The sequence below is a fragment of the Nocardioides sp. Soil_C_8 genome (assembly GCF_057656315.1).
The window spans coordinates 39,389-59,828 of sequence record NZ_JBDGKQ010000006.1 but is presented as its reverse complement, the minus strand read 5'-3'; the positions used below and the strand labels follow the sequence as shown (position 1 = coordinate 59,828).

At 72.5% G+C, this 20,440-nt stretch carries 16 protein-coding genes; 2 read left to right on the top strand and 14 right to left on the bottom strand.

Annotated features, from left to right (window positions below; genetic code table 11):
• Positions 1-402: 402 nt before the first annotated feature.
• Genes AC3A3L_RS21500 through argC form a run of 9 tightly spaced genes read right to left on the bottom strand, consistent with a single transcriptional unit; the run spans position 403 to position 9,636 of the window.
• Positions 403-969, bottom strand: a complete 567-nt coding sequence (locus tag AC3A3L_RS21500; protein ID WP_487642084.1) for a DNA-3-methyladenine glycosylase — start codon at positions 967-969, stop codon at positions 403-405.
• Entirely contained in the window at positions 953-2,410 is a 1,458-nt protein-coding gene (gene argH / locus AC3A3L_RS21495; protein ID WP_487642083.1) for an argininosuccinate lyase, read from the bottom strand. Before argH ends, AC3A3L_RS21500 begins: the two co-directional genes overlap by 17 nt.
• The gene (gene argG / locus AC3A3L_RS21490) at positions 2,410-3,840 is read right to left on the bottom strand and encodes an argininosuccinate synthase (protein ID WP_487642082.1); all 1,431 of its coding nucleotides are present in this window, start codon (positions 3,838-3,840) and stop codon (positions 2,410-2,412) included. The genes argH and argG overlap by 1 nt, the downstream gene beginning before the upstream one ends.
• The gene (locus AC3A3L_RS21485; protein ID WP_487642081.1) at positions 3,837-4,400 is read right to left on the bottom strand and encodes an arginine repressor; all 564 of its coding nucleotides are present in this window, start codon (positions 4,398-4,400) and stop codon (positions 3,837-3,839) included. The genes argG and AC3A3L_RS21485 overlap by 4 nt, the downstream gene beginning before the upstream one ends.
• Positions 4,397-5,323 carry an ornithine carbamoyltransferase gene (gene argF, locus AC3A3L_RS21480; protein ID WP_487642080.1) on the bottom strand — a complete coding sequence of 309 codons (927 nt, stop codon included), beginning with the start codon at positions 5,321-5,323 and terminating at the stop codon, positions 4,397-4,399. Before argF ends, AC3A3L_RS21485 begins: the two co-directional genes overlap by 4 nt.
• Positions 5,320-6,513 carry an acetylornithine transaminase gene (locus tag AC3A3L_RS21475; protein WP_487642079.1) on the bottom strand — a complete coding sequence of 398 codons (1,194 nt, stop codon included), beginning with the start codon at positions 6,511-6,513 and terminating at the stop codon, positions 5,320-5,322. Before AC3A3L_RS21475 ends, argF begins: the two co-directional genes overlap by 4 nt.
• Complete coding sequence (gene argB / locus AC3A3L_RS21470; protein WP_487642078.1) at positions 6,510-7,460, bottom strand: acetylglutamate kinase; 951 nt, start codon at positions 7,458-7,460, stop codon at positions 6,510-6,512. The genes AC3A3L_RS21475 and argB overlap by 4 nt, the downstream gene beginning before the upstream one ends.
• Positions 7,457-8,608 (bottom strand): bifunctional glutamate N-acetyltransferase/amino-acid acetyltransferase ArgJ, encoded by a 1,152-nt coding sequence (gene argJ, locus AC3A3L_RS21465; protein WP_487642077.1) that lies wholly within the window; start codon positions 8,606-8,608, stop codon positions 7,457-7,459. Before argJ ends, argB begins: the two co-directional genes overlap by 4 nt.
• Positions 8,608-9,636, bottom strand: a complete 1,029-nt coding sequence (gene argC, locus AC3A3L_RS21460; RefSeq protein WP_487642076.1) for an N-acetyl-gamma-glutamyl-phosphate reductase — start codon at positions 9,634-9,636, stop codon at positions 8,608-8,610. Before argC ends, argJ begins: the two co-directional genes overlap by 1 nt.
• Positions 9,637-9,727: 91 nt before the next feature.
• On the opposite strand from argC, the gene AC3A3L_RS21455 reads away from it, so the two are divergent.
• Together AC3A3L_RS21455 and AC3A3L_RS21450 are read left to right on the top strand one after the other, a co-directional pair.
• Positions 9,728-10,543, top strand: a complete 816-nt coding sequence (locus AC3A3L_RS21455) for a maleylpyruvate isomerase N-terminal domain-containing protein (RefSeq protein WP_487642075.1) — start codon at positions 9,728-9,730, stop codon at positions 10,541-10,543.
• Positions 10,544-10,614: 71 nt separating this feature from the next.
• On the top strand, positions 10,615-12,057 hold the full coding sequence (locus AC3A3L_RS21450; protein WP_487642074.1) for a hypothetical protein: 1,443 nt from the start codon (positions 10,615-10,617) through the stop codon (positions 12,055-12,057).
• Positions 12,058-12,132: 75 nt separating this feature from the next.
• On the opposite strand, the gene pheT is transcribed toward AC3A3L_RS21450, so the two are convergent.
• The 5 genes from pheT to AC3A3L_RS21425 form a co-directional block, all read right to left on the bottom strand.
• Positions 12,133-14,631, bottom strand: coding sequence for a phenylalanine--tRNA ligase subunit beta (gene pheT, locus AC3A3L_RS21445; RefSeq protein WP_487642073.1), 2,499 nt, complete (start codon positions 14,629-14,631; stop codon positions 12,133-12,135).
• A 17-nt stretch (positions 14,632-14,648) separates the two neighbouring features.
• A complete protein-coding gene (pheS, locus tag AC3A3L_RS21440; protein WP_487642072.1) occupies positions 14,649-15,746 on the bottom strand; it encodes a phenylalanine--tRNA ligase subunit alpha in 1,098 nt (365 codons plus the stop codon).
• Between the two features lie 200 nt (positions 15,747-15,946).
• Positions 15,947-18,565, bottom strand: coding sequence for a DUF4153 domain-containing protein (locus AC3A3L_RS21435; RefSeq protein ID WP_487642071.1), 2,619 nt, complete (start codon positions 18,563-18,565; stop codon positions 15,947-15,949).
• The gene (locus AC3A3L_RS21430; RefSeq protein ID WP_487642070.1) at positions 18,562-19,284 is read right to left on the bottom strand and encodes a response regulator transcription factor; all 723 of its coding nucleotides are present in this window, start codon (positions 19,282-19,284) and stop codon (positions 18,562-18,564) included. The genes AC3A3L_RS21435 and AC3A3L_RS21430 overlap by 4 nt, the downstream gene beginning before the upstream one ends.
• Before the next feature lie 63 nt (positions 19,285-19,347).
• On the bottom strand, positions 19,348-20,433 hold the full coding sequence (locus AC3A3L_RS21425) for a sensor histidine kinase (RefSeq protein ID WP_487642069.1): 1,086 nt from the start codon (positions 20,431-20,433) through the stop codon (positions 19,348-19,350).
• Positions 20,434-20,440 lie beyond the last annotated feature (7 nt).

The following is a 20,440-nucleotide window of genomic DNA, read 5'->3' as shown; positions in this document are numbered from 1 at the left end:
CACCCCCAACCATCACAGTCAGAGGCATCGCCAGAATCATTGTCAAAGAAACCGCGACACCAACACCCACCACCAAAAATGATGAGCAAACGCCGATGTCAACGGGGCATAACAAACTAATTCGTCGACTAATCAAACACACTGTTGAGTTCTCAAGAATCAGACGCACCCGATCCTCACCGGCTGGGCCGGGTCGGTCGCGGGGCAACCTGCAGAAACTTACCGGGCGCTTCTCTCACCGTCAAACTCGTGAGCTCGGCGCTTCGGTGGTGGTCGCAGCTGGTCTCCGCTTCAGCTGACCTTCTGGCCAGGAGGCGGCGCCGCTTGCGGCGACAGGAAGAACATTAGACCCTCCTCCCGGACCATGCAAAACCGGGGGTGCCCCCAACGCATAACCGCAGGTCAGCGGCCTGCGCGACGCCGCGGGGCGGCCGGACGGTACGTGCTGACGGTGGGGTCTCCGGTGATCCAGAACCGCCACGGACGCTCCGCCGCGAGCCGAAGTCCGACCCTCGGTCCGGTGCTGATGTCGGCAGGAGGCTCGCCCGGGACGAGCTCGGGACGGATCCCGTTGTGCGCGAGGTCGATGCCGAGCACCCGGCACAGCCGGGCCGGGCCCCTGGCCAGGTCGCGGTCGCTGCTCGACGGACGGCGCTCCCGCGCCAGGTGGTGACCGGCCACCACCTCCCCCGCCCGCAGCAGCACGGCGCCGGGGTCACCCTCAGGACCGGTGACGAGGTTCGCGCAGAAGTGCATGCCGTAGACGAAGTAGACGTAGAGCCGGCCGGGCGGGCCGAACATCACCGCGTTGCGTGCGGTCTGCCCGCGGTGCGCGTGGGAGCCGGGGTCGAGCGGGCCGGCGTACGCCTCCACCTCGGTGAGGCGCACCGAGACGCCGCCGTGGGTGAGGACCGCACCGAGCAGGCGGGGTGCGACCTCGAGCGGGTCGCCCTCAGCCCAGTCGGTCACGGTGTCCGGTGGTCGTCGTGCGCACCTCGTCGAGCTGTGCGCGGACGCGGTCGGGTGCCGTACCGCCCCGTCCCGAGCGGGAGGCGACCGAGCCCTCGACGGTCAGCACGGTGCGGACCTCCGGCGTCAGGGACGGCGAGATGCCCGCAAGCTGTTCGTCGGTGAGGTCGGGCAGGTCGCAGCCGAGCTCCTCGCACCGTCGTACGCACGCTCCCGCGACCTCGTGGGCGTCACGGAACGGCACCCCCTCGCGCACCAGCCACTCGGCCACGTCGGTGGCGAGCGAGAATCCCTCCGGCGCGAGCTCGGCCATCCGGGGAGCGTTGAAGGTCAGCGTCGCGACCATCCCGGTCATGGCGGGGAGCAGCACCTCGAGCGTCCGGACGGAGTCGAAGACCGGCTCCTTGTCCTCCTGGAGGTCGCGGTTGTAGGCCAGCGGGAGCCCCTTGAGCGTGGCCATCAGCCCGGACAGGTTGCCGATCAGCCGGCCGGACTTGCCGCGGGCGAGCTCGGCGATGTCGGGGTTCTTCTTCTGCGGCATGATGCTCGACCCGGTCGACCAGGAGTCGTGCAGCGTCGCGAAGTCGAACTCGCGGGTCGTCCAGAGGATGACCTCCTCGGCGAGGCGCGAGAGGTCGACGCCCACCTGGGCGGCGACGAAGGCGAACTCGGCCGCGAAGTCGCGCGAGGACGTCCCGTCGATCGAGTTGGCCGATGAACCGGCGAACCCGAGCTCCGCCGCGACCGCCTCGGGATCGAGCCCGAGCGTCTGTCCCGCGAGAGCACCGGAGCCGTACGGCGAGTCGCTCGCGACGCGTGCGTCCCAGTCGCGCAGTCGCTCGACGTCGCGCAGCAGCGGCCAGGCATGGGCCAGCAGGTGGTGGGACAGCAGCACGGGCTGGGCGTGCTGGAGGTGCGTCCGACCGGGCATCACGCTCTCCTGCCCGGGTACGAGGTGCTCCCCCGCCTGCGCCGCGAGCACGTCCACCAGGTCGAGCACCAGGCCCGCGATGGTGCGCGCGTGGTCGCGCAGGTAGGCCCGGAACAGCGTGGCGACCTGGTCGTTCCGCGAGCGGCCCGCCCGCAGCCGGCCGCCGACCTCGGGGCCGACCTCCTCCAGGAGCAGCCGCTCGAGGGCGCCGTGGACGTCCTCGTCGGTGGGCGCCGGCAGCAGCTCACCGGCGGTGTACCGCTCCCCCAGCACCGTCAGCCCGCGCAGCAGCTCGGCGTGGTCGGCATCGGTCAGCAGCCCAGCCCGGTGCAGGGCGTTGGCGTGCGCCCGGGAGCCGGCGAGGTCGTAGGGCGTGAGCTGCCAGTCGAAGTGCGTCGAGCGCGACAGCTCCTGGAGCTCGGGCGAAGGGCCGCTCGCGAAGCGGCCACCCCACAGCGAGCCCTCGTTGGTGGTGCCGCCGTTGCCGGTCGTGGCTGCTGTGTCTGCCATCAGTCGGTCCCGAACTCCATCGCCGCGCTCTCCAGGGCGGACTCGTCGGCCGCCTGGGTGGCCGGGTTGTCGGTGATCTTGTCGTAGCCCCCGGCCTCGATGGCACCGTAGAGGGTGCCGTTCTCGACGAGCACCTGGCCCTGGTCGAGCGGCTGGGCGGCGTAGAGCTCGAGCTTGGCACGCGAGTCGGCGATGTCGAGGTTGCGCATCGTGAGCTGGCCGATGCGGTCCGTGGGGCCGAAGGCGGCGTTGTCGGTGCGCTCCATCGACAGCTTGTCGGGGTGGTAGGAGAACGCCGGGCCGTTCGTGCTGAGGATCGAGTAGTCCTCGCCGCGCCGCAGCCGGAGGGTGACCTCCCCGGTGACGAGGGAGGCGATCCAGCGCTGGACCGACTCGCGGATCATCAGCGCCTGCGGGTCGAGCCAGCGGCCCTCGTAGAGCAGGCGGCCGAGCTTGCGGCCCTCGTTGTGGTACTGCGCGACGGTGTCCTCGTTGTGGATCGCGTTGACCAGCCGCTCGTAGGCGACGAAGAGCAACGCCATCGCCGGCGCCTCGTAGATCCCGCGCGACTTCGCCTCGATGATGCGGTTCTCGATCTGGTCGGACATCCCCAGCCCGTGGCGTCCGCCGATCGCGTTGGCCTCGTGGACCAGCGCGACGGGGTCGTCGTAGTGCGTGCCGTTGATGGCGACCGGGCGGCCCTGGTCGAAGCGGATCGTGACGTCCTCGGTCTCGATGGTCACGGACGGGTCCCAGAACTTCACGCCCATGATCGGGTCGACGGTCTCGAGCGAGACGTCGAGGTGCTCGAGGGTCTTCGCCTCGTGGGTGGCACCCCAGATGTTGGCGTCGGTGGAGTACGCCTTCTCCTGGCTGTCGCGGTAGGGCAGGCCGTGCTCGGTGAGCCAGGCGCTCATCTCGTGGCGACCGCCCAGCTCGGTGACGAAGTCGGCATCCAGCCAGGGCTTGTAGATCCGCAGGTCGGGGTTGGCGAGCAGGCCGTAGCGGTAGAACCGCTCGATGTCGTTGCCCTTGAAGGTCGAGCCGTCGCCCCAGATGTTGACTCCGTCGTCGTGCATCGCGCGGACCAGCATCGTGCCGGTGACGGCGCGACCCAGCGGCGTGGTGTTGAAGTAGACCCGGCCACCGGAGCGGATGTGGAAGGCGCCGCACGCGAGGGCGGCGAGGCCCTCCTCGACGAGCTGGGTCTTGCAGTCCACCGCGCGCGCCAGCTCGGCGCCGTACTGCATCGCGCGGGACGGGACGCCGGAGATGTCGGGCTCGTCGTACTGGCCGATGTCGGCGGTGTAGGTGCACGGGACGGCGCCCTTGTCGCGCATCCAGGCGACTGCCACCGAGGTGTCGAGGCCGCCGGAGAACGCGATGCCGACGCGCTCGCCGACCGGGAGGGAGGTGAGGACCTTGCTCACTGGGAGTCCTTTGCAGTGCTGGTGTTCGGGGTGGTGGTCGAGGAGGAGGCGTGGCGCGCGTCGTTGGCCAGGTCGAGGAACCGTTGGGCGAGGGCGTCACCGCCTGCGGGGTCGCGGCCGATGACGAGCAGGGTGTCGTCACCCGCGATGGTGCCGAGGATGTCGCCCAGGTCGGCCTTGTCGAAGGCGCTGGCGAGGAACTGCGCCGCGCCGGGCGGCGTGCGCAGCACGACGAGGTTGGCGCTGGCCTCGGCGCTGACGAGGAGCTCGGCGCACAGGCGCGCCAGCCGGTCGCGCCCGGCCGCCGTCTCGCGCGGCGCGGAGACGGTGCGGTCGCCGCCCTCCCCCGGCACGGCGTAGACCAGGGCGCCGTCGGTGTTGCGCACCTTGACCGCGTCGAGCTCCACGAGGTCGCGGCTCAGCGTGGCCTGGGTGACGCGCACGCCGTGGTCCCCGAGGAGGTCGGCGAGCTCGGTCTGGGAGCGCACCGGGTGGGCGGTCACGATGTCGATGATCCGCTGGTGGCGGGCGCTCTTCGTCAGCGGGGTCATGGCGCTCATGATGACTTCTCCAGCAGCCACGTCAGCACGGCCTTCTGGGCGTGCCGACGGTTCTCGGCCTCGTCCCAGACGACCGAGTGCGGACCCTCGATGACCTCCTCGGAGATCTCCTTGCCGCGGTAGGCCGGCAGGCAGTGCATGACGATCGCGTCGCGGGCGGCGTGGGACAGCAGGTCGTCGGTCACGCCGTAGGGCGGGAAGATCCGCAGCCGCTCCTCGGACTCCTCCTCGCGACCCATGCTGACCCACGAGTCGGTGACCACGACGTCGGCGCCGGTGACCGCCTCGACGGGCTCGGTCGTGAGCTCGATGGACCCCCCGGTGCCCTCCGCGATCTCGCGCGCCCGCGCGACGACGTGGGCGTCGGGGGTGAAGCCCTCCGGTGCACCCACCACGACGTGCATGCCCGCGGAGGCTCCGGCCAGGACCCAGGAGTTGCCCATGTTGCACGCGCCGTCGCCGACGAACGCGACCCGGACGCCGGCCAGCCTGCCCTTGTGCTCCCGGACGGTCTGCAGGTCGGCGAGGAGCTGGCAGGGGTGGAACTCGTCGGTGAGCGCGTTGAGCACGGGCACGCCGGCGTACGCCGCCATGGTGACCACGTCGCCCTGGTGGGCCGTCCGCCACACCACGGCCGCCGCCTGGCGGCCGAGGATGCGGGCGACGTCCTCGACACCCTCGCGGGACCCCATCGCGGCGAGGCCGCCGTCGACGGTCATCGGGTTGCCGCCGAGCTCGGCGATGCCGGCGGCGAACGACACCTGCGTGCGGAGGGTCGGGCGGTCGAAGACCAGGGCGACGGTGCGCGGGCCGGCGAGCGGCTTGTGGTCGAACGGCTCGGCCTTCATCCGGTCGGCGAGGTCGAGCACCTCGAGCAGCTCGTCGGGCGACAGGTCGTCGTCGCGGAGGAAGTGGCGGGTCATGGAGTGGACTCCTGTGCTGCCGCACGGGCGGCGTCGAGGACGACGGGCAGGGCCGCGTCGAGGGCGTCGAGGTCAGCTGCCGTGAGCACCAGCGGCGGCACGAACCGCAGGCGGGTCGGGCCGGTGGCGTTGAGGATGAAGCCGGCGTCGCGCGCGGCCGCCACTACCTGGGTGGCGTAGGGGCCGTCGAGCTCGGCGCCGCGCATCAGGCCCGCTCCGGTCACCTCGACCACACCGGTCTGCTTGCGCAGCAGCGCCTCGAGCTGGGCGCCACGGGTCACAGCGGCACCCGACAGCCCCTCGGCCTCGATCGTGTCGAGGACGGCGAGGGCCGCGGCGGTCGCGACGGGGTTGCCGCCGAACGTGGTGCCGTGATTGCCGGGCTGGAGCAGCGTCGCGGCCGCACCCCGTGCGACGGTGGCGCCGATCGGGATGCCGCCGCCGAGTCCCTTGGCGAGCGTGACCACGTCGGGCCGGACGCCGTCGACCAGCTGGTGGGCGAACCACGCGCCGGTGCGAGCGACGCCGGTCTGCACCTCGTCGAGCCACAGCAGCGCGCCGTGGTCGTGGGCGATCCGCTGGGCGGCGGCGAGGTAGTCGCCCGACGGCACGACCACGCCGGCCTCTCCCTGGATCGGCTCGAGGACGACAGCGGCGACGGTGTCGTCGACGGCGGCCTCGAGCGCGGCCACGTCGTCGTACGGCACGAAGGTGACGTCGCCGGGCAGGGGCTCGAACGGCTCGCGGTAGGCGGCCTTCGACGTGAGGGCCAGCGCACCCATCGTGCGACCGTGGAAGGATCCCTCGGCGGCGACCAGCCGAGTGCGGCCGGTGCGGCGGGTGAGCTTGAGGGCCGCCTCGTTGGCCTCGGTGCCGGAGTTGCTGAAGAACACGCGCGCGTCCTCGGACCAGCCGAGGAGTCCGACCAGTCGCTCGGCGAGGGCGACCTGGGGCTCGGTGGCGAAGAAGTTCGACACGTGGCCGAGCGTCCCGAGCTGGGTGGTGACGGCCTCGACGAGCGCGGGGTGTGCGTGCCCGAGGGCGTTCACGGCGATCCCGCCGAGCAGGTCGACGTACTCCTTGCCGTCGGCGTCCCACACGTGCGCTCCTTCGCCGCGGACCAGCGCGAGCGCGGGCGGGCCGAAGGTGTTCATCACCGCGCCGGTGTAGCGGTCCTGGATGTCGCTCATGAGGCCTCCTCCGCGGCGTAGGGTTTGCGCAGCTTGGTGACGGCCCCGGGGAGCACCTGGGTGCCGACACCCTCGTCGGTGAAGATCTCGAGGAGCACGGAGTGGGGCTCGCGGCCGTCCACGACCGTGGCGCGCGGCACCCCGCCGGTGACGGCCTCGTAGCAGGCCCGCATCTTGGGCACCATGCCCGCGTCGAGGGACGGCAGCATCTCGCCGAGCGCCTCGGGGCTGATCTCCTGGATGAGGTCGTCGGAGTTGCCGTAGTCGCGATAGAGGCCCTCGACGTCGGTGAGGACCAGCAGCTTCTCGGCGCCGAGCGCGACCGCGAGGGCCGCCGCCGCCGTGTCGGCGTTGACGTTGTGCACCTGGCCGTCGACGTCGGGTGCGACCGAGCTGACCACCGGCACCCGGCCGGCTTCGATGAGGTCGAGCACCGCCTCGGGGCGCACCTCGGCGACCTCGCCGACGAGGCCGAGGTCGACCTCGGCGCCGTCGACGACCGTGCTGGTGGGGACGGCGCGGAAGAGTCCGGCGTCCTCCCCCGACAGGCCGACCGCCAGGGCGCCGTGCTGGTTGATGAGGCCGACGAGCTCGCGCTGCACCTGGCCGACGAGCACCATCCGGACGACGTCCATCGCCTCCGGGGTCGTCACCCGCAGGCCGCCGCGGAACTCGGAGCGGATGCCGAGCTTGTCGAGCATCCGGGAGATCTGCGGTCCACCGCCGTGGACGACGACGGGCTTGAAGCCGGCGAAGCGGAGGAACGCGATGTCCTCGGCGAAGGCGACCTTGAGGGAGTCGTCCGTCATCGCGTTTCCGCCGTACTTCACCACGATCGTGCGACCGTGGTAGCGCTTGAGCCACGGCAGCGCCGCGGCGAGCGTGCGGGCCTTGGCCGGGTCGGGGCGGCGCGGGTTCTGGACGGTCTCGGGCGTGGGCTGGGTCATGAGCTGTAGGCGCTGTTCTCGTGGACGTAGGCGTGGGTGAGGTCGTTGGTCCAGACGGTGGCGCGGGCGTCGCCGGACTTGAGGTCGATGGTCACGCTCACCTCGCGGCCGGTGAGGTCGACGCACGCCGGGTCCTCGGCCGGGGTGGACTGCCGGCAGACCCAGACGCCGTTCATCGCGACGTCGAGGTCGGCCGGGTCGAACTGTGCCTGCGTGGTGCCGATGGAGGCGAGCACCCGACCCCAGTTGGGGTCGTTGCCGAAGACCGCGGCCTTGAAGAGGTTGCTACGAGCGACGCTGCGGCTCACCTCGACGGCCTCCTCCTCCGAAGCGGCGTGGAGCGTGGTGATGGCGATCTCGTGGTCGGCGCCCTCGGCGTCCTTGAGCAGCTGCATCGCGAGGTCGGTGCAGGCCTGGGTGAGCGCGGCGGTGAAGTCCTCCGGGGTGGGCGTGATGCCGCTGGCACCGCTGGCCATGACCGTGACGGTGTCGTTGGTGGACATGCAGCCGTCGGAGTCGAGGCGGTCGAAGCTGACCTGCGTGGCGGCACGGAGCGCGGCGTCGAGGTCGGCAGCGGGCACGACCGCGTCCGTGGTGATCACGACCAGCATCGTCGCCAGCTGCGGGGCCAGCATGCCGGCGCCTTTCGCCATCCCGCCGATCGACCAGCCGGCGCCCTCGACCACGGTGTTCTTGCTGACCGAGTCGGTGGTCATGATCGCCTCGGCGGCGTCGGCGCCCCCGTCCGCGGACAGCGCGGCGGTGGCAGCCTCGACGCCCGCCAGGAGGTCGTCGCGGTCGTTGGCGAGCCCGATCAGGCCGGTCGAGCACACGACGACGTCGATGGCGCCGATGCCGAGCCCGTCGGCGACCTTCTCGGCCACCGCGTGGGTGGTCTGGAAGCCCTCGGGGCCCGTGTAGCAGTTGGCGCCGCCGGAGTTGAGGACGACCGCCTTGACGGTGCCGTCCTTGACGACCTCCTGGCTCCACAGCACGGGGTTGGCCTTGCAGCGGTTGGCGGTGAAGACGGTGGCGGAGTCGTGGGTGGGGCCCTGGTTGACGACCAGGGCGAGGTCCTTGGCGCCGGTGGACTTGAGTCCGGCCGCGACGCCGGCGGCCGTGAAGCCGCTGGGGTGGGTGACGCTCATCAGGGTGCGATTCCGATCGTGGTGAGCCCGGCGGCCTCGTCGAGGCCCAGGGCGAGGTTCATGCACTGGACGGCGGCGCCGGCGGTGCCCTTGGCGAGGTTGTCGACCACGGCCACCGCCACGAGTCGTCGTACGCGCTCGTCGACCGCCACCTGGACCTGGACGGCGTTGGAGCCGAGGACGGACTGGGTCTGCGGCCACTGGCCCTCGGGCAGCAGGTGGACGAAGGGCTCCGTGTCGTACGTCGTGGCGTAGGCGTCGCGGACCTGCTCCGCGGTGACCCCGTCGAGCAGGGGCGCCTGGACGGTCGCGAGGATGCCGCGCGACATCGGCACGAGGAGCGGGGTGAAGCCGACCGTCACCGGGGATCCGTGGACCCCGGTGAGGTTCTGCACGATCTCGGGCGTGTGGCGGTGGGTGCCGCCGACGCCGTAGGCGCTGGCGTTGCCCATCACCTCGCTGCCGAGCAGGTGCGGCTTGGCGGCCTTGCCGGCGCCGCTCGTGCCGGAGGCGGCGACGACGGTGACGTCGGGCTCGACCAGGCCGGCCGCAAGCGCCGGGACCACCGCAAGCGTCGAGACGGTCGGGTAGCAGCCCGGCACGGCGATCCGCCGCGCGCCGCGCAGCAGGTCGCGCTGGCCGGGCAGCTCGGGGAGCCCGTACGGCCACGAGCCGGCGTGCTCGCCGCCGTAGAACGCCTGCCACTCCCCCGGGTCCGTGAGCCGGAAGTCGGCGCCGCAGTCGATGACGACGGTGTCGTCGCCGAGCGCCCGGGCGATCCCGGCGGACTGGCCGTGCGGCAGCCCCAGGACCACGACGTCGTGCCCGGCCAGGGTGTCGACCGTGGTCTCGGCCAGCACCCGGTCCGCGAGCGGGAGCAGGTGCGGCTGGAGCGAGCCGAGACGCTCACCGGCGTTGGAACCGGCCGTCACCGCCCCGACCTCGACGCCCGGGTGGCCCAAGAGCAGGCGCAGGACCTCTCCACCGGCGTACCCACTGGCTCCGGCGACGGCGACTGATGCGGTCATATGCATGACTATACATTGCAGTGCATGTTCCGTTGAACCGGGGTCGACAACGGGCGAGCGCAGCGTCGGCGGCGTCCCCTACGGTGCACGGGTGACCCCACTCCACACCCGCCTGTCCCCCGACGTCTACCTCCACCACCTGCGGGCCGAGTCCGCCCGCTTCCGCGACGTGCTGGCCGGGTGCGACCCGGCTGCCCGCGTCCCGGCCTGCCCCGACTGGGACGCCGCCGACCTGCTCTGGCACCTCGCCACTGTGCAGCGCTGGTGGACCGAGGTGCTGACCTCGAGGCCGGCGCGTCCCGAGGAGACCGACCCGCCGCGCCCCGAGGCGTACGACGACCTGCTCCGCACCTTCGACGAATGGTCGGCCGGGCTGGCCGAGGCGCTCGACGGCGCCGACCCGCGGGAGGAGGCGTGGAACTGGTCGGACGACCACACGGTCGGGTTCATCCTGCGGCGGCAGGCGCACGAGGCCCGGGTGCACCGTGTGGACGCCGAGCAGGCCGCCCGCGCCACGACCGAGCTCGACGCAGTGCTGGCGGCGGACGGCGTGCACGAGTGCCTCGACGTGATGTACGGCGGCATGCCGCCGTGGGGCTCGTGGGAGGCCGGCGAGGGGACCGTGCGGGTCGACGCCACCGACACGGGCGAGTCGTTCTGGCTGCAGTTCGGGGTCTTCTCCGGCACCGACCCCGACAGCGGCACGTCCTACGCCGACGAGGAGGACTTCCACGTCGTGCCCGCACCGGACGACGCCGACGCCGAGCCGGACGTCGTGGTCGACGGTCCGGCCGCCGCGCTCGACCTGTGGCTGTGGAACCGGGGCGGCGACGACGAGGTCTCGGCTGCCGGGGACCGGGGCGTGCTGGAGCGCTTCACGGCGATCGTGGAGTCGCCGATCAACTGATCGACAACATCCGGGGCGGCCGGTGCGTCTCCCGAGGCGTACGCACCATGCCCGTCTCGGAGGTCATTCGCATGCAGTACCGATCCGTCGCCGCAGTCCTGTCCAGCCTCACCATCGCCGCCCTGGTCCCGGCAGCGCCGGCCGGCGCCGAGCCGGTCACCTGCCAGGGCAAGCCGGTGACGACCCAGGCTGACACCGGCACGGACGCCGACGACGTGATGGTCGTGGGGCCCGGCCAGAAGTCCGTGACCACAGGCGCCGGCAACGACGTCGTGTGCATCCGCTTCACCGCTGCCGACAGCGTGAAGAGGTACCTCTTCCTCGACACCGGTCCGGGCGACGACGTGGTCCACAGCGAGACGACCTCCAGCCGTCGCGACGCGACCGTCATGCTCGGCGCCGGCGCCGACACGTTCGTGGGCGGCGACACGAACGAGGTGGTCTATGCCGGGCCGGGGCTCGGCGGGGACACCACCGACACCGAGCGCGACGTGATCGACACCCGTGGCGGCAACGACTACGTGGCCACCGGCTCGGAGGCGCCGGGCGCCGCGAACCCCGACGTGGTCGCCACCGGCACGGGCGACGACCGGGTCGAGTGGGCCGGACAGCAGGTCGGTGGCTCCCTGGACCTCGGTGCCGGCAGCAACTTCCTCACCTTCGTCGAGGGCTGGGTCGGCGACGTCGCCATCGACGCTCCGAGCGGGACCGTGACGGCCGGAGGCACCACCGTGCTGCGCTGGTCCGGCGAGGTCGCCGACTACCAGCTGACGTTCCCCAACGTGCGGACGTCGTTCAGCGGCACCGACGCGGACGAGCGCGTCACCTACTGGCCCGAGGTCCGGACCGACGACGGCAGCAGCAGCGTGCCCCTCGACCCCGAGCGGCGCCTCGACATCGACCTGAGCGGGGGCGACGACCGACTCGACATGTGGGACTCGGCGAGCGGGTCGATGATCGGCGGTGCCGGGCGCGACATGCTGCACGGCGGTGGCTGGTGCCGCTCCTCCGTGGTCCGGCTCGGATCCACCTACGACTGCGAGGTGCGTCGCGACGCGACCGTCCGCTACTCCTCGACGATCGACGTCTGGGAGAAGGCCGTCGTGCTCGCCGACGACGTCGACGTGGTCGGGAGCAACGGCCCCGACGTCATCAAGGTCGGTGGCCGCAAGAAGATCCGCCTCGACGGACGCGGTGGCGATGACGTCCTGACCACGATCGGGTCGGCGGGCGCCGGCCGCAACCCGCGGCCCGCGGTTGTCCGAGGTGGCGCCGGGGACGACGAGCTCCGCGGCGGACACCTCGCGGACAGGCTCGTCGGCGGACCCGGTGACGACCTGGTCCGGGGCAACGGGGGCGACGACGTCGTACTGGGTGGTGCCGGCCGGGACCGCCTGCTCGGCGGGAGGGGCGACGACACGTTGCTGGGCGCGTCCGGGCGGGACCGGGCCGATGGCCAGCAGGGTCGGGACCGGTGCGTCGCGGAGGTGCGCCGCTCCTGCGAGCGCCGCTGACCTGCGGCAACACGCGCACTGGCCCTTGAGTCTCCTGGAGACTCAAGGGCCAGTCGGCGTCCGACCGAGCGCCGCTCAGGCGCGCTGGACGGCGCCGGTGCGCTCGGCGGCGAGCGCGACGGCGGCGTCGCGGGCCGCGGCCGCCTCGCCCTCCTTGAGGGTCCGGTCGGGCGCGCGGAAGCGCAGCGCGTAGGCGAGGGACTTCTTCCCCTCGCCGACCTGGTCGCCGGTGTAGACGTCGAAGAGCCGGACCGACTCCAGCAGCTCGCCGGCGCCCTCCCGCAGCGCGGCCTCCACGTCGGCGGCCGGGACGGCGGCGTCGACGACGAGCGCAACGTCCTCCTTCGCGACCGGGTACGACGAGAACGTGGGCGCCGTCCGGAGGTGCACGGACCGCGCGATCAGCAGGTCGAGGTCGACCTCGGCGGCGACCGTGCGCTTCGGCAGGCCGAACGCCTGGCACACCGTCGGGTGGACCTCGCCCGCGTGGCCGATGACCTCGCCGTCGACCGACAGCTCGGCGCAGCGACCGGGGTGCCACGGGGCGAGCTCGACGGCGGAGGCGTCGACCTCGAGGCCGAGTGCAGCAGCGACCGCGCGTACGGCCTCGACCGCGTCGGCCCACGAGAAGGGGCGGGCCTCGCCCCACCAGCCGCCGGACACCGCGTCACCGGCGCCGACGAGCGCGAGGTGGAGCGGCTGGGCGGGCAGTGCGGCGTCGAGGGCCTCGAGCTCGGCGTCCGTCGGGCGCCGGTCCACCGGCAGGATCGCCGCCGGCCCGGCATGGCGCGGCAGCGTGACGGTGCCGGTCTCGAAGATCGCCAGGTCGGTGGTGCCGTGCCCGACGTTCTTGCCGGCCGCGCGCAGCACGCCCGGGAGCAGCGTCGAGGTCATGAAGCCCGCCTCGGCGCTGAGGGGGTTGGACAGGCGGAGCAGGTCGCGGCGGGGGTCGTCGGCGGCCAGCCCGAGCGCGTCGAGGTCGGCCTCGCCGACGAACGGGAAGGTCACCACCTCCACGAAGCCCTCACCGGCCAGCGTCCGTCCGATCCGGCGCCGGAGCTGCTGCGGACGGGTCAGTCCGCGACCCGACGGGGGCGTCGGCAGGACCGACGGCACCTTGTCGTAGCCGACGAGCCGGATCACCTCCTCGGAGAAGTCCTGGGCGTCGGTGAGGTCGGGCCGCCACGGGGGCGGCGTGACCGACAGGGTGCCGGAGCCTCCCCCCGGTGCCGAGACCTGGCAGCCGACGGCGCGGAGGCACTCGATCGACTGCTCCTCGGTGATCTCCATCCCCGACACGCGGGCCGCCAGGTCGCCGGCGACCTCGACGACCGGCATCGCCGGAGGGGTGCCGACGACGGTGACGCCCGGGTGGGCCGTGGCCCCACCGTGCTCGACGAGGAGCTCGACGACACGGTCGGCGGCGGCCTCGCAGATGGTCGGGTCGACGCCGCGCTCGTTGCGCTTGCCGGCCTCGGAGGTGATCTTGTGGCGCCGACCGGTGCGGAACATCGACACCGCGTCCCAGTGGGCCGCCTCGACCAGGATCGACGTGGTCGTGTCGGAGATCTCGGTGGTCTCGCCGCCCATCACGCCGCCCAGCCCGATGATGCCGGAGTCGTCGGTGACGACGAGGTCGCCGGTGTCGAGCGTGCGCGCCGTCCCGTCGAGGGTCGTGAGCTTCTCGCCCTCGCGCGCACGACGTACGACGATCGCGCCCCGCACCCTGTCCGCGTCGTAGCCGTGGATCGGACGGCCGGTCTCGAGCATCACGTAGTTGGTGACGTCGACCGCGAGCGAGATGGGCCGCATGCCGGCCGCCGTGATGCGCTGGACCATGAAGTCCGGCGTGGGAGCAGCGGGGTCGAAGCCGTCGACCCGCCGGGCCACGAACACCGGGCAGCCCTCGGCGTCCTCGACCACCACCGGATGGCCGTCGTCGTTCGTCGGCGGGGTGTCACGCAGCGCCGGGTCGCGGAAGCCGTTCGCCCCGTCGACCGAGACGAGCACCTCGCGCGCGATGCCGCGCAGGGAGAGCGCGTAGGCCCGGTCGGGGTTGACCTCGAACTCGATCGTCTCCTCGTCGAGGCCGAGCACGGGCCGCACGTCCTGACCGGGCTCACCGGCGTCGGGCGGCAGCACGATGATGCCGTCGTGGTCCTCCCCGAGGCCGAGCTCGCGGGCCGAGCAGATCATGCCGGCGGAGAGGTGCCCGTAGGTCTTGCGGGCGCCGATCTCGAAGCCGCCCGGGAGGACGCCGCCGGGGAGCACCGTGACGACGAGGTCGCCGGGAGCGAAGTTGTGCGCCCCGCAGACGATGCCCTGCGGCTCACCGGTGCCGTTGGCGTCGCCGACGTCGACGGTGCACCAGTTGATGGTCTTGCCGTTCTTCTGCGGCTCGGGCTCCATCGTGAGGACGCGGCCGATCACCAGCGGGCCGGTGATCTCACGACCCGGGCTGACGATCGCCTCGAGCTTGAGGCCGGTCAGCGTGAGCCGGTCGGTGATCTCCTCGGTGGTGGTGCCGGCGGGTACGTCGACGAGGTCCAGGATCCAGGACAGGGGTGCCTTCATCGTGTCGCCCTCCCCTCTCAGATCTCGGTGCCGAACGCGCTGCTGAACCGGACGTCGCCCTCGAAGAGCGGACGCAGGTCCTCCAGGTCGTGGCGGAACATGAACGACCGGTCGATGCCCATCCCGAAGGCGAAGCCGCTGTAGACCTCGGGATCGACGCCGCAGGCGACGAGCACCCGCGGGTTGACCACGCCGCAGCCGCCCCACTCGATCCAGCCCTCGCCGCGGCAGGTGCGGCACGACTGCGGCTCGACGTTGCGGCAGACGAAGCAGAGCACGTCGACCTCGGCCGACGGTTCGGTGAACGGGAAGTAGGACGGCCGGAAGCGCGTGGTGATCCCGTCGCCGAAGAGCTGCGAGGCGAAGTGGTCGAGGGTGCCCTTGAGGTGCGCCATGGTGATGCCCTCGTCGACCACGAGGCCCTCGACCTGGTGGAACATCGGCGAGTGGGTCGCGTCGTACTCGTCGGTGCGGAACACGCGGCCCGGGCAGACGACGTAGATCGGGGGCTTGCGCGTCAGCATCGTCCGCGCCTGGACGGGCGAGGTCTGGGTGCGCAGCACGACGTGGTCGTCGGCAGGCTCGGTCCAGAAGGTGTCCTGCATCGTGCGCGCCGGGTGGTCCGGCCCGAGGTTGAGGGCGTCGAAGTTGAGCCACTCGGCCTCGACCACCGGGCCCTCGGCGACCTCGTAGCCCATGGCCACGAAGAGGTCGGCGATCAGCTCGGACTGCAGGGTCAGCGGGTGCCGTCCGCCGCGACGGCTCCGCGTCGTCGGCAGCGAGACGTCGACGGTCTCCTCGACCAGCATCCGCTCCTCGTGCTCGGCCTCGAGGACGGACTGCCGGGCGGCGAGCGCCTGGTTCACGGCACCGCGAGCCTGGCCGACGCGCTGACCGGCTTCCTTGCGCGCCTGCGGCGGCAGGGCGCCGATCTCGCGGTTGGCGAGGGCGAGGGGCGAGCGGTCGCCGGCGTGGTCGAGCCGGACCTGCTTGAGGGCGTCGAGGTCGGCGGCGTCCGTGATCGCGGCGAGCGCCGCCTCACGCATCGCCTCGACCTGGTCGGCCTTGAGCGGGGTCACCTCGACGGGGTCGTAGTCGGTGTTGGGGCCGGACATGGCTCTCTTTCGCGCGGCGCTACCAGGGTCGCCGCAAGATCTGGGACGTGGCTTTCGCGCGGCGACAGCAGTTCGCCGCAGATTCTAGAAGTGGGTGAGCGTCGGGTCGGACGGGGACTCCCCGGACCCGGTGACGTCAGCTGCCCGACGGACCAGGTCCGGGGCGCAGAAATCGCAGGCTCGTGTCCACGAGGGCGATGCTACTCCCCGAACGACGACCAGACGTCACTGCACTCGTCAGCCGGGACGCTCGCCCCGTCGCCGTACGCCGTCCGCTCGCTGGCGGGCAGCAGGCCCAGGTCGGTGAGCGGCCCCTCGGCGCGGGTGCGGCCGAGGTTCCACGCGCGCGGGTCGTCGAGGACCTCGGCTCGCATCTCGTTGTACGGCATGTCCTGCAGCACGCATCGCGACACCTCGGGCGGCAGCCGGTCGGCGATGGCCGGCGCCGCGTCGGCGGAGAGCGTCTGCAGGTAGCGCAGGTCGAGCTTGCCGGTCGCCTCGTAGCGGTCGAGGTTGCGGCCGGCGACCCAGGCGTCGGGGTTGATCGCGGCCAGGCCGAGGAGGGCCACGGCGCCGGAGACGAGCGCGACCCGCGGCAACCAGCTGGCGCGCCCGAGCAGCCCAGCGACCATGATCGCGAGGACCACGAAGCCGAGCCAACCCTCGAAGACGTCGACGAACAGGCGCAGCGTCGTGAAGCCGTACGCGTCCTGGTACACCGCCATCCCGCGCAGCGCAGACGCCACGACGACCAGGGTGAGGGCGCAGAGCAGGCCGAGCGACCCGAGCAGGCAGCGCCGGTCCACCGCGCTGCGACCGGCACGGCGGGCGGCGAGCCACACCACCAGCACCGTCAGCGCCGTGGCGAGGGTGAGCTGGCCGAAGCCCTGGTGGACGTAGTCGGCGTACGTCAGCGCGGACGTGTTCTCCTCGATGTAGTCGCGGCCGCCGATGAGCGCGCGGGCCTGCGCGGCGATGAACGCCACGAAGACGGCGTCGACCACCAGCACCGGGACCAGCCACTCGAACCGGTTGGCCAGGGGCGTGGGCCGCCGGTCGCCCATCGTCTCGACGTCGGAGGGATTGAGGGCGAGGTACGCCGCGCCGAGGGTGGCGGCGAAGACGAAGCAGGCGAGGAAGGCCCGCCCGACGAGGTCGTTGAACGTCAGGTTGGGGACGAGCTCGTCGACCCACGACCCGAAGACCTCGTTGGCGCTGGCGAAGATCGTGCCGAAGACCCCGAGGCCGAGCAGCGACCAGAACGCCGTGCGCACGAACGCAGGCATGCGGGAGCTCGAGCCGGCGATCCGCAGCGACCTTCCGAACCATGGCAGGCCGCGCACCGACGCGAGCGGCCACGACGCCCCCGACAGCAGGATCCCGGGGAGCGTCCGCGCGCCGGTCACCCCGCACAGGAACACCGCCGCCGCGACGACGAGGCACAGCATCGCGATCCACCATGCGTCCAGGAACGTCATCGGCAGCACGAGCACGAACGCGAGCCCAGCGCACGCGAGCGTCCACGGCTCGCGCCGCCGGCGCGCGGTCAGGAGTGCCGCGACCCCGCACGTCACGGCGACGAGGGTCCAGGTGACGCCCACCGCGGTGAACGAGAGTGCGATGCCGGCGACCAGTCCCGCGAGCGCGGACGCGACCACGGTGCGCAGGCCCGAGGGCAGGCTCGGCTCGGGCCAGAACTCGCCGAAGAGGTTCGCGAGCTCGGGCTGCCGCCCCGGCGCCGCGACCGGCGGGGCCACGACGTGTGCCACCGCACTCGCGGAAGACGCACGGGCGGGCGCCGCGACGACCGCGGCTGCACGCCGCTCCCACCGGGTCGGCACGTCGAGCCGCAGCCGCGCACCCTGGCCCGACTCGGGGTCGACGAACCGCAGGGTGCCCCCGTGGAGCTGCGCGACCCAGCGGGCGACTGCGAGGCCGAGACCGGTCCCGCCACCGCCGTCGGTCCCGAACCGCTCGAAGACACGCTCGCGGTCCTGCGGCGCGACGCCGCCTCCGTCGTCGGCGACCTCGAGCCACCAGCGCCCCCCGCCGGTGCCCCCGGTGACACGTACGTCGGTCCCGGACGGTGCGTGCCGCCCGGCGTTGTCGAGGACGTTGACGAGCAGCTGGCGCAGCCGCGACTGGTCCGCCTCGACCGCGAGGTCCGCGGGCACGTCGACGTCGAACGTGCCGGTACGTCCGGCGGCGCCGACCTGCGCGACGGACTCCTCGACCAGCGACCGGAGGTCGACCGGCGCCCGGTCGAGCTCGACCACCCCGGCCTCCAGCCGGGACAGCTGCAAGAGGTCGTCCACCAGGCGGGCCAGGCGCTCGGCCTCGTCGAGCGCGGCGCCCAGGTGCTCGGAGTCGGCGGGCACCACGCCGTCGGCCAGGTTCTCCAGCAGCGCGGTCATGGCCGTGAGCGGCGTGCGCAGCTCGTGCGACACCGTGGCGATGAGGTCGCGCCGCTCGCGGTCGACGGTCGCGAGGTCCTCGGCCATCCGGTTGAAGGCGGCGGCGAGCTGGCCGACCTCGTCGGTCGACGAGGTGCGCACCCGTCCGGTGTAGTCGCCGCGCGCCATCGCCCGCGAGACCTCGGTCATCCGCCGCAGCGGCGCCACCATCCCGGCCGCCAGCAGCTGCGTCACACCGAGTGCGAGCGCGACACTGACCGGCAGGACCAGCAGCGGCGAGACGCTGGCTGCTGACCCGAGCAGGCTGAGGAGCACGGCGACGACGACCGAGGCGACGACGAGCAGCCCGAGCTTCACCTTGAGGCTCGAGACCGTGTCGAGCGGGGTGGAGGTCCGGGAGCTCACGACAGGGCCTCCAGCGCATAGCCCACCCCGTGCACGGTGCGTATCCGTGCTGCACCGACCTTGCTGCGCAGCGCCTTGACGTGGCTGTCGACGGTGCGGGTCGCGCTGACGCTGGCCCAGGCGTCGCCCCAGTCCCAGACATCGCGCAGGAGCCGCTCACGGCTGAGCACCTGGCCCGGCGCCCGGGCGAGGCACAGCAGGAGGTCGAACTCCGTCGGCGTGAGGTGGACCGGCTCGCCGGCGACCGTCGTACGCCGCGCGCCGGGGTCGATCCGCACGCCGCCGACCTCGATGGCGGCGGGCCGCTCGTCGGCCAGCTCGGCCGCCCGGTCGACACGTCGCAGCAGGGCAGCGACCCGGGCGACGACCTCGCGCATGGAGAAGGGCTTGGTCAGGTAGTCGTCGGCACCGACGCCCAGCCCGACCAGCACGTCGGCCTCGTCGTCGCGCGCGGTGAGCATCAGCACAGGCACGGGACGTGCGGCCTGGATGCGACGGCACACCTCGAGGCCGTCGAACCCGGGCAGCATCACGTCGAGCAGCACGACGTCCGGCCGCACGGCAGCGGCCCTCTCGACCGCGCTCGGGCCGTCGAAGGCCTGCTCGACCGTGTAGCCCTCGGCGCGGAGGCGCTGGGCGAGGGCGTCGTTGATGGTGCGCTCGTCCTCCACCACCAGGGCGGTCCTCGGCCTGGGCGCGGGCGGCGTCGTGGAGGTCATGGAACGACCCTAGGAGTGCGGGTGGGTCGGTGGCGGGGACGACTCGTGAAGGTTGTGTGGAGGTCAGTCGGGCCGCTGGTCCTCGCTCGGCCAGTCGACCATCACCCGGCCGCCGCCCCCGGGTGCGTCGTCGATGGTGACCCATCCCCCGTGGGCGCGCGACAGTCCGCCGACGATGTACATCCCGAGCCCGGTGCCACCGGAGGTGCCGGTGGTCCAGAACTTGGTGAAGACCCGCTTGCGCAGCTCCACGGGGATGCCCTCGCCCTCGTCGTCGACCGTGAGCCGCACGCCTGCGAGGGCCGGCGACGCCGCCAGCCGGACGCTGACCTGGCCCTGGCCGTGGCGCACGGCGTTCTCGACGAGGTTCGTCACGACCTGGGTGAACTTGTCCGGGTCCGCGAACAGTGCGGGCAGCTCGTCCTCGACCTCGAGGCTGATGTCGCGCGCGGTCCCGGCCTCGATGGAGTCGACGACGCGGCGCACGAGCACCTCGGCCGAGCACTCGCGGGGATACAGCTGGAGGCGATCGGTGTCGATCCGGGCGACGTCGAGCAGCTCGGCGATGAGGCGGGCCAGCCGGTCGGCGTCGGCGTTCACCGTGGTCAGCATCAGCTTGCGCTGGTCGTCGGTGAGCTTGTCCCACCGGTTCAGCAGCGCCTGCACGAAGCCCTTGACCCCCGTCAGGGGGGAGCGCAGCTCGTGGGCGACCGTGGCGACGAGGTCCGAGCGCTCACGGTCGAGCCGCGCCCGACCGCGACCACTGCGCAGCCCGACCGCGATGCCGACGACGCGGCCGAGCGGATCCTCGCGGACCAGGCGCGCGGTGGTGAGCACCTCGTCCCCGGAGGCGTTGAGCCACGACTGCTCGGGCACACCGCGCGTGATCGAGATGGCGTCGAAGGGCCGGTTCACGTCGAGCCAGGTGCGGCCGTCCTGGTCGAGCAGCCGCAGCACGTCCGAGAGCGGCAGGCCCTTGGCGTCCTCGACGTCGACGCCGAGCAGTGCGGCTCCCTGGGCGTTGAGGATGGTGACCACGCCCTCGCGACTCGCACCGAGGATGCCGTCGGGGTAGAAGTCCGCCAGCGCGCGCAGGCGCGTGGGTCGATTCCTCTCCACCCGGTGCTGGGGTGTGCTCTCGTCCGACACGAGCGCC

What these genes read in the sequence shown, in the direction of transcription:
- argB (WP_487642078.1), bottom strand. Translation starts at nt 7,460, where the DNA reads ATGACCCAGCCCACGCCCGAGACCGTCCAGAACCCGCGCCGCCCCGAC.
- argJ (WP_487642077.1), bottom strand. Translation starts at nt 8,608, where the DNA reads ATGAGCGTCACCCACCCCAGCGGCTTCACGGCCGCCGGCGTCGCGGCC.
- pheS (WP_487642072.1), bottom strand. Translation starts at nt 15,746, where the DNA reads ATGTCCGGCCCCAACACCGACTACGACCCCGTCGAGGTGACCCCGCTC.
- argF (WP_487642080.1), bottom strand. Translation starts at nt 5,323, where the DNA reads ATGACCCGCCACTTCCTCCGCGACGACGACCTGTCGCCCGACGAGCTG.
- argH (WP_487642083.1), bottom strand. Translation starts at nt 2,410, where the DNA reads ATGGCAGACACAGCAGCCACGACCGGCAACGGCGGCACCACCAACGAG.
- AC3A3L_RS21430 (WP_487642070.1), bottom strand. Translation starts at nt 19,284, where the DNA reads ATGACCTCCACGACGCCGCCCGCGCCCAGGCCGAGGACCGCCCTGGTG.
- AC3A3L_RS21475 (WP_487642079.1), bottom strand. Translation starts at nt 6,513, where the DNA reads ATGAGCGACATCCAGGACCGCTACACCGGCGCGGTGATGAACACCTTC.
- argC (WP_487642076.1), bottom strand. Translation starts at nt 9,636, where the DNA reads ATGACCGCATCAGTCGCCGTCGCCGGAGCCAGTGGGTACGCCGGTGGA.
- AC3A3L_RS21450 (WP_487642074.1), top strand. Translation starts at nt 10,615, where the DNA reads ATGCAGTACCGATCCGTCGCCGCAGTCCTGTCCAGCCTCACCATCGCC.
- AC3A3L_RS21485 (WP_487642081.1), bottom strand. Translation starts at nt 4,400, where the DNA reads ATGAGCGCCATGACCCCGCTGACGAAGAGCGCCCGCCACCAGCGGATC.
- pheT (WP_487642073.1), bottom strand. Translation starts at nt 14,631, where the DNA reads ATGAAGGCACCCCTGTCCTGGATCCTGGACCTCGTCGACGTACCCGCC.